The following is a 7,714-nucleotide window of genomic DNA, read 5'->3' as shown; positions in this document are numbered from 1 at the left end:
CCCTTTGGCTACCGCGTCCGGGCGATATTGACGTTCGGTTCACCAGTTCCGGATACCGCGGGCGGGTATGCGTAAGCTTCTTATAAGTTTGGCCCGCATGGGCTGGGTCCGGGCGGCCCTGATCGTCGGCGGTTTGACCACGGCCGGCGTCGCCGTGGCCACGGCTCAAGGTCCGGCCGCGCCCGCCGGCGTGCAGAAGGTCCGCTTCGGCGGCGACCGGGTCGAAACCCGCGTCGTCATCGACCTGGATCGCGCCGCCGCCGGCAAGCTGATCGCCGACGGCATGAACGACCAGCGCCTGGTCCTGGCGCTTCCGAACGTCACCGTCTCCGGCGACCTCCAGGGCGCCGGCCAAGGACTGGTCAAGCGCTGGCTGATCGACGAGGCCGCGGGCGGCGCTCGTCTGCGCCTGGATCTGACGGGCAAGGCCGAGGTTCGCCGCCGATTCCTGCTGCCGCCGGGCGACGGCGCAACCGCCTATCGCTATGTCATCGACCTGCGGGCCGTGGACGGCGCTCCGCAAAACGGAACGGCGATTCCGCAGGCGCCGCGTCTGACCCTGGCCACCGCGCCGGTCAAGGCCGCGCCGCTGCGCCTGAAGAAGGTCATCGTCATCGACGCCGGTCATGGCGGCAAGGATCCCGGCTCGCTGGGCGTCAATGTCTACGAGAAGGACGTCACCCTGGCCGCCGCCAAGGCGCTGAAGGCGCGTCTGGAACGCACCGGCCGCTTCCAGGTGGTGCTGACCCGCGAGACCGACACCTTCATCCCGCTGGAATCGCGCGTGCAGATCGCCCGTCGCGCCGACGCGGACCTCTTTATCTCGCTGCACGCCGACTCGGGCCCGGACACCGGCACCCGCGGCGCTTCGGTCTACACCCTGTCGGAAAAAGGCGCCGATCGCGTCGGCCGGGTCCTGGAGAAGGACGATTGGCTGATGAAGGCCAACCTGCCGGGCCGCGACCGCGCCGTCAGCCAGATTCTGCTGGATCTGTCGCAGCGCGCCACCAAGAACCGCTCGGCCGCCTTCGCCCAGTTGCTGCTGGCCAATGTCGGCGAGGAGACCACCTTGCTGCGCCGCAGTCACCGCGACGCCGGCTTCATCGTGCTGCTGGCCCCCGACGTGCCGGCCGTGCTGCTGGAGATGGGCTTCATCACCAATCTGGACGACGAGGCCTTCCTGACCGGCAAGGCCAGCCGCGCCCGCCTGGTCGACGCCGTCAGCGACTCGATTGAGGCCTATTTCTCAGCGGGCCTGCGCAAGTCCTGATCGACGGGGTTTCCGGCGCCTTCCCCTTTTCCTCGTCGCGCTCTAAGCACAAGGACGATCGTTCGCGCTTCGCCCACGGCGATGCGCCCGCAAAACCGCTTACGGTTCGGCGGCAAGCGATCTAGTGAAGGGTGTGCGGTAGGCGAGGGGCCTGCCCGACGGAGGTCGCGTGGATCTGAAACCCACCGAACGATGGATGGCCATCGCGGGCGTGACGGTGCTTTCGGCCATCGCGGTCGCGGGCTTCGCGATCGCGATCTACGCCGCCTGGCTGTTCCACGACATGCCTGACGCCGGCGAACTGCAGGACTATCGTCCGCCCACCGCCACGCGCGTTTATGCCTGGGACGGCACCCTGATCGGCGAGTATTCCAAGGAACGCCGGATCTTCATTCCCTACGACCAGATCCCGTCGCAGCTGGCCCAGGCCTTTCTGGCGGCCGAGGACCGCAACTTCTTCCAGCACGGCGGCGTCGACGTCGGCGGCCTGTCGCGCGCCATGCTCAAGAACGTCGGCAACGCCATGCGCGGTCGGCGTCTGGAAGGTGGCTCGACCATCACCCAGCAGGTGGCCAAGAACGTCCTGCTGACCAGCGACGCCACCGTCGGCCGCAAGTTCAAGGAAGCGATCCTGGCGCACCGCCTGGAGCAGTCGCTGACCAAGCAGCAGATCCTCGAGCTGTATCTGAACGAAATCTGGCTGGGCTATCGCTCGTTCGGGGTCGGCGCGGCGGCCTACAACTATTTCGGCAAGTCCCTGCCGGACCTGACCCTGGCCCAGTGCGCCTACTTGGCCTCGCTGCCGAAGGGGCCCGACAACTACCATCCGATCCGCAACAAGGCCAAGGCGATGGCCCGCCGCAATTGGGTGCTGGGCCAGATGGCCGAGCAGGGATGGGTTTCCAAGGAAGACGCCAAGAAGGCGATGGCCGAGGACCTGGTGGTCCAGGCCGCGCCCAAGCGCGCCGCCTATCGCGACGCCGACTATTTCGTCGAGGAAGTGCGCCAGCGCGGCATGGCGACCCTCGGCCCTCGCCTGAACGAGGGCGGCTACTACATGCGCACGACCCTGGACCCGCGCCTGCAGACCGCCGCGCGCGCGGCCCTGATGGACGGGCTGGAGAAATACGACCGCCGCCACGGCTGGCGCGGTGGCTGGGGTCACGTCGAATCGACGGACCTGGCGTGGGAGAAGACCGCCCTGGCCAAGCCCGTCCCCGCGGAGCGCGGCGTCTGGCGTCCGGCCCTGGTCGTCTCCAACGACGGGCGCGTGCGCCTGGTGAAGAAGGAAGGCGAGGGCCAGATCGTCGGCGAGGACGTCGCCTGGGCCAGGGCCGGCAAGGGCCTGAAGGCCGGCGACCTGGTGTTCGTCGAGAAGACCGACGCCGGCTTCCGCCTGCGCCAGGTGCCGATCGTCAACGGCGCCCTGGTGGCGATGGAGCCCTATACAGGGCGCATCACCGCGCTGGTCGGCGGCTACAGCTACTCGCTGTCGAACTTCAACCGCGCCACCCAGGCGATGCGTCAGCCGGGTTCGTCGTTCAAGCCGTTCGTCTATGCCACGGCCCTGGAGAACGGCTACACGCCGGCCAGTGTGATCGTCGACAGCGCCATCACCTTCAAGGGCGCGAACGGCGAGGACTGGAGCCCCGAGAACTACCACAAGGAATTCTACGGCGCTCAGCCGCTGCGCAAGGGGCTGGAGCAGTCGATCAACGCCATGACCGTGCGCCTGGCCCAAGGCGTCGGCATGAAGAAGATCGTCGACTTCGCCAAGCGGGCGGGCGTCGTTCGCGACATGGATCCGGTGCTGGCTATGGCCCTGGGCGCGGGCGAGACCACGCCGTTCAAGCTGACCGCCGCCTATGCCGCCTTCGTCAATGGCGGCCGTCGGATCGAGCCGCATCTAATCGAGCTCGTCCAGGACCGCGAGGGCAAGGTGATCTTCCGCGCCGACAAGCGCGACTGCGACCGCTGTGAGGCCGGCTTCAATGGCGACGAGAGCCCGCGCTTCGCCGCGCCGGGCGACCAGATCATGGATCCGGTCACCGCCTATCAGATCACCTCGATGCTGCAGGGCGTGGTCCAGCGCGGCACCGCCGCCGCCGTCAGCTCGCTGGGCCGCCCCTTGGCGGGCAAGACCGGCACGACCAACGAATACCGCAGCGCCTGGTTCGTCGGCTATTCGCCCAACCTGGTGGTCGGGGTCTTCGTCGGCTTCGACGACAACCGCTCGCTGGGCGAGGGCGAGACCGGGGCCACCGATGCGGTGCCGGTGTTCATCGATTTCATGAAGGTGGCGCTGGAGGGCCAGCCGGTCGTCGATTTCAAGCCGCCGAAGACGGCCAAGTTCGCCATGGTGCGCGGCAACCGCGAGGCCTTCCGCCCCGGGACCGAGCCCCGGGTCGAGGTCGCCCCGACTGGGCCGATCCCGTACAACGCGCTGCCGCCGGGCCTGCCGCCGGTTCCCCAGCCGCAAGCCCAGCCGGGTAAGCCGCCGCCGCCGAAGGTGGATCCGCTCAGCGGACTCTACTGACGTCATTGCGCAAGGGAGCAACGCACGTTATCTCCCGCGCCCTTCAACACTGTCACGGAGTTACGTGATGCGACCGGATGTCGAGGCCTCCGCGGCTGACATCGAGCAGTCCATTGGACTGCTCAGGAGGCGTCTTTGACTGGGATGTCGCCCTTAGAAAGCTCGATGAGCTGAACGCCCGGGTCGAGGACCCGACCCTGTGGGATCGTCCGACCGAGGCCCAGGCCGTCTCGCGCGAGCGCGCCGCCCTGGCCGCCAAGGTCGAGGCCGTGCAAGGCATCGAGCGCGACGTCAAGGACGCGCTGGAATACGCCGAGCTGGCCGACATGGAGTCCGACGAGGATTCCCTCAACGACGCCCGCGCCCAGCTGAAGGCCATCAAGGAGCGCGCTGGCCGCGCCGAGCTCGAGGCCCTGCTGTCCGGCGAGGCCGACGGCAACGACGCCTATATCGAGATCAACTCCGGGGCCGGCGGCACCGAGTCGTGCGACTGGGCCGGCATCTTGCTGCGGATGTACACGCGTTGGGCCAACGCCCACGGCATGACGACCGAGCTGATCGAAGAGACCGATGGCGACCAGGCCGGCATCAAGTCCGCGACCCTGTTGGTCAAGGGCCAGAACGCCTATGGCTGGCTGAAGACCGAGGCCGGGGTGCACCGGCTGGTGCGCATCAGCCCCTACGACAGCAGCGCCCGCCGCCACACCTCGTTCGCCTCGGCCTGGGTCTATCCGGTGGTCGACGACACGATCGAGATCGAGATCAATCCGGCCGACGTACGGACCGACACCTATCGCGCCAGCGGCGCCGGCGGTCAGCATATCAACAAGACCGACTCGGCCGTGCGCCTGACGCACATTCCGACCGGTATCGCGGTGGCCTGCCAGGCCGGCCGCTCGCAGCACCAGAACCGCGAGGAAGCCTGGAAGATGCTGCGCGCGCGCCTCTACGAGGCCGAGCTGCAAAGGCGGGAAGCCGCCCAGCAGGCGCTTGAGGACCAGAAGACCGACATCGGCTGGGGCCACCAGATCCGCAGCTACGTCCTGCAGCCCTACCAGATGGTCAAGGACCTGCGGACCAACGTCGAGACCTCCGACACCCAGGGGGTGCTGGACGGCGACCTCGACGCCTTCATGGGCGCCTCGCTGGCCCAGCGCGTCGGCGCCACGCGCGACGCCTGACGGACCTCTAACCCCGCTGACGCTTCCACGGCGTCAGCGGGACATAGGTCGCCGCCTCGGTCGGGCCCTGGCGGGTGGCCGTGATCAAGCCTCTTCGTTTCAAGGTCTCGACGGCGTTCTGGACGGTGCGCCGCGACTGGCCCGTGCGTTCGGCCAGCTCGGCGTGGCTGAAGCTGGCGCGGCCGTTGGCGTGGGCCGCCGTGATCGCCAGATAGACCAGGAACGACGACGGCTTGTGGTCGTGGCCGACCAGGTCGGCCATCAGGGTGTCGAGGACATAGCGGTCGATCGTATAGCTTTGCGTTGTCATTGCTATAGCAATGCCTGCGCCTCTTTCCCCAGGCAAGGCGGGGCGGCTACTCCATCGATCGCGGACCGCTGAAGAGAGGGAACGGCCATGAGCGTGATCAAGCAACTGAAGTTCGTCGGTATCCCGGTCAGCGACCAGGATCGGGCCCTGGCTTTCTGGACCGAAAAGGTCGGGCTGCGCGTGGCCACCGACCAGCCGATGGGCGCCCAGCGCTGGATCGAGCTGTCGATCCCCGGCGCCGAAACCGGGCTGGTCCTGTTCACGCCGGAGGGCCACGAGGACCGCATCGGCACCTTCTTCAACGGCTCGCTGGCCTGCGACGACGTCGAGCACGCCTATCGCAAGCTGGCCGAGAAGGGCGTCGAATTCGAAGGCCCGCCGCAGAAGCAGCCGTGGGGGACCTTCGCCAAGTTCAAGGACCCGGATGGCAATACGTTCGTGCTGTCGAGCCGGTAGCAGCCAACAAAAACGCCCCGGATCGCTCCGGGGCGTTCGTGTTTCTGGAAGGCCGGAAGGCCTCAGCCCGCGGCGGGCTTGGCAAGGGCCAGGGGCTCGGCCTGCGGCGCCGGTTGGGCGGCCGGGGCGGGGCGCTGGAACTTCAGGCTGCGGCCCTGGAAGAAGGCGCCGGTTTCCATCGCCAACTGCTCGTGGGTGATGTCGCCGTCGATGTACGAGGTGCCATAGAGGCGGACCTGCTTGGAGGTGATCGCGCCGACCACGCGGCCGCGCACCTCGACCGCCTCGGCATAGATCGAACCCTCGATGTGGCCGGTCTCGCCGACGGTCAGCCGGCCGACGCGGACGTCGCCCTTGACCACCCCGTCGATCTGCAGCTCGCCCTCGCCGGTCAGGTTGCCCTCGATGGTCAGGTCCGCCGACAGCAGGCTGGCCACCTTCGGCGGGCTGCGCCGCGCGGCGTCGACGGGGGCGATCGCCATGGACGTGGGCAGCGGTTCGATGCGGCCCTGGGAATTGGACGCCGACTTAGCTTGCTTGCTGAACATACTCACCAGCCTTCAAGTAACGATTGGGGTTCTGGGCTTTACCGTTGACCCAGACTTCATAATGCAGGTGCGGACCGGTCGAGCGGCCGGTCGAGCCCATGGCGCCGATACGCGCGCCCATGGCGACGCGTTGACCAACCCGGGCGCCGATGGTCGCCAGGTGGGCGTAGCGGGTCTTGAAGCCGCCGCCGTGGTCGATCTCGACGGTGTTGCCATAGCCCGAGCGGACGCCCGTAAACGAGACGACGCCCGGCGCGGTGGCCATGATCGGGGTGTAGAAGGCGCCCGGGAAATCCAAGCCCGAATGGAACGCCGGCCGGTGCGTGAACGGGTCGAAGCGGACGCCGTAGCTGGACGACAGGGCCGGATTGTTGGTCGGGCGGTAGAAGGGCAGCTTCTTGGCCGCCGCGCCCAGCGAGCGCATGTCCGACATGTCGTTGGCGGCGTGCTGGATGCGGCTGGCGAAATCCTCGTCGACGTCGAGGACGGCGGCCAGAGCGCGCGGATCCTTGGCCTCGATCAGCGGGCCGCCCAGCGACGCACCGCGGCCGGTGAAGTTGCCGGCGTCCAGGCCCGCCATCCGCATGGCCAGGCGCAAGCGCTCGGCGCGGCTCTTGGCGAAGCTCTCGGCGGCGTCGATCAGGCGTTCCTGATCCATCCGGGTGGCCTGGATGCGCTGGACCGGGCTGGCGGCCAGCAGGCGCGGCTTGGCGACCGTCAGGGCCTGGGCGGCGCCGGGCACGCCCTTGAAATCGGAAACGAGCAGGGCGAGGGCGGCGTGGCGCTTCTCGACCGAGCTGGCCAGATCGTCCAGCGAGCCGTTGGTGGCCGACAGCTGGGCCACGGCGCTATTCAGGCGAGCCTGGCGATCGGCGTTGAGACGCTCGTAATAGGCCTTCTGCTTGATCACCTGCTGGTCGGTCGAGCTGACCGCCAGGGCATTGACCATCATCGAGGCGGTGCAGACGCCCATCCACAGCGCGGTGACGGCGACGGCGGTCGCGCCCAGCAGCTGCTTGTTGGTGGAGAAGACATAGCCCCGCATCTCGCCGCCGGAGCGGATATAGATGTGACGTTCGGGGAACAGGGCCTCGAGAGAATGCCGCAGCCGCTTGAAGCGCTTGATCGCCATCGTCCCAGGAAACCCCCCGTTTCAGGTCTGGGCGATATGCTACGAGAAAGCGGAAACGCGCAAGACTCTTCGCGCCCGAAGTGAGCGCGAGTCGCAAAATGTAACTTTGCGTCTCATTCCTTAGCGTTTCCTAACCCTCGCGACCAAGCGTTTAGGCAGTCGTCGGAGCGTAAAGGCCACAGGTAGAGGCGCGGATACAACACAGCCGCGTCCGAACCGTTCCCGTGAGAGACGAAAATACGTGCCGTGAACTACTTGATGGCCTTGGCGGCGTTCATGAC

Annotated in this window: 7 protein-coding genes; 4 read left to right on the top strand and 3 right to left on the bottom strand. The window is 67.7% G+C overall.

All coding sequences use genetic code 11. The features are described 5' to 3' along the window. Window positions 1-67 precede the first annotated feature (67 nt). From AC1DSO_RS24140 to prfB, 3 genes are all read left to right on the top strand, one after another. Entirely contained in the window at window positions 68-1,270 is a 1,203-nt protein-coding gene (locus AC1DSO_RS24140; protein WP_477071225.1) for an N-acetylmuramoyl-L-alanine amidase family protein, read from the top strand. A gap of 169 nt (window positions 1,271-1,439) precedes the next feature. After that, on the top strand, window positions 1,440-3,806 hold the full coding sequence (locus AC1DSO_RS24135; RefSeq protein WP_477071224.1) for a penicillin-binding protein 1A: 2,367 nt from the start codon (window positions 1,440-1,442) through the stop codon (window positions 3,804-3,806). Window positions 3,807-3,873: 67 nt separating this feature from the next. After that, window positions 3,874-4,987, top strand: a protein-coding gene (gene prfB / locus AC1DSO_RS24130; RefSeq protein ID WP_477071223.1) for a peptide chain release factor 2 whose coding sequence is annotated in 2 segments (ribosomal slippage) — window positions 3,874-3,942 and window positions 3,944-4,987 — 1,113 coding nt in all. Because the reading frame shifts where the segments join, the coding sequence is not laid out codon by codon here. A 7-nt stretch (window positions 4,988-4,994) separates the two neighbouring features. Here prfB and AC1DSO_RS24125 read toward each other — a convergent pair. Next, window positions 4,995-5,297 (bottom strand): helix-turn-helix domain-containing protein, encoded by a 303-nt coding sequence (locus AC1DSO_RS24125; protein ID WP_477071222.1) that lies wholly within the window; start codon window positions 5,295-5,297, stop codon window positions 4,995-4,997. A gap of 87 nt (window positions 5,298-5,384) precedes the next feature. On the opposite strand from AC1DSO_RS24125, the gene AC1DSO_RS24120 reads away from it, so the two are divergent. Then, a complete protein-coding gene (locus AC1DSO_RS24120; RefSeq protein WP_477071221.1) occupies window positions 5,385-5,753 on the top strand; it encodes a VOC family protein in 369 nt (122 codons plus the stop codon). 62 nt (window positions 5,754-5,815) lie between these two features. On the opposite strand, the gene AC1DSO_RS24115 is transcribed toward AC1DSO_RS24120, so the two are convergent. Both AC1DSO_RS24115 and AC1DSO_RS24110 read right to left on the bottom strand, forming a co-directional pair. After that, entirely contained in the window at window positions 5,816-6,301 is a 486-nt protein-coding gene (locus tag AC1DSO_RS24115; protein ID WP_477071220.1) for a bactofilin family protein, read from the bottom strand. Beyond that, window positions 6,282-7,433 carry a M23 family metallopeptidase gene (locus AC1DSO_RS24110; protein WP_477071219.1) on the bottom strand — a complete coding sequence of 384 codons (1,152 nt, stop codon included), beginning with the start codon at window positions 7,431-7,433 and terminating at the stop codon, window positions 6,282-6,284. The genes AC1DSO_RS24115 and AC1DSO_RS24110 overlap by 20 nt, the downstream gene beginning before the upstream one ends. Between the last annotated feature and the right edge of the window lie 281 nt (window positions 7,434-7,714).

It is taken from the genome of Caulobacter sp. P4_E5 (assembly GCF_056401555.1).
Note: the sequence above shows the minus strand (reverse complement) of the source record. Positions and strands in the feature narration are given on the sequence as shown.

Coding starts and splice junctions, on each gene's coding strand:
- AC1DSO_RS24140 (WP_477071225.1), top strand. CDS start 68: ATGCGTAAGCTTCTTATAAGTTTGGCCCGCATGGGCTGGGTCCGGGCG.
- AC1DSO_RS24125 (WP_477071222.1), bottom strand. CDS start 5,297: ATGACAACGCAAAGCTATACGATCGACCGCTATGTCCTCGACACCCTG.
- AC1DSO_RS24120 (WP_477071221.1), top strand. CDS start 5,385: ATGAGCGTGATCAAGCAACTGAAGTTCGTCGGTATCCCGGTCAGCGAC.
- AC1DSO_RS24115 (WP_477071220.1), bottom strand. CDS start 6,301: ATGTTCAGCAAGCAAGCTAAGTCGGCGTCCAATTCCCAGGGCCGCATC.
- AC1DSO_RS24110 (WP_477071219.1), bottom strand. CDS start 7,433: ATGGCGATCAAGCGCTTCAAGCGGCTGCGGCATTCTCTCGAGGCCCTG.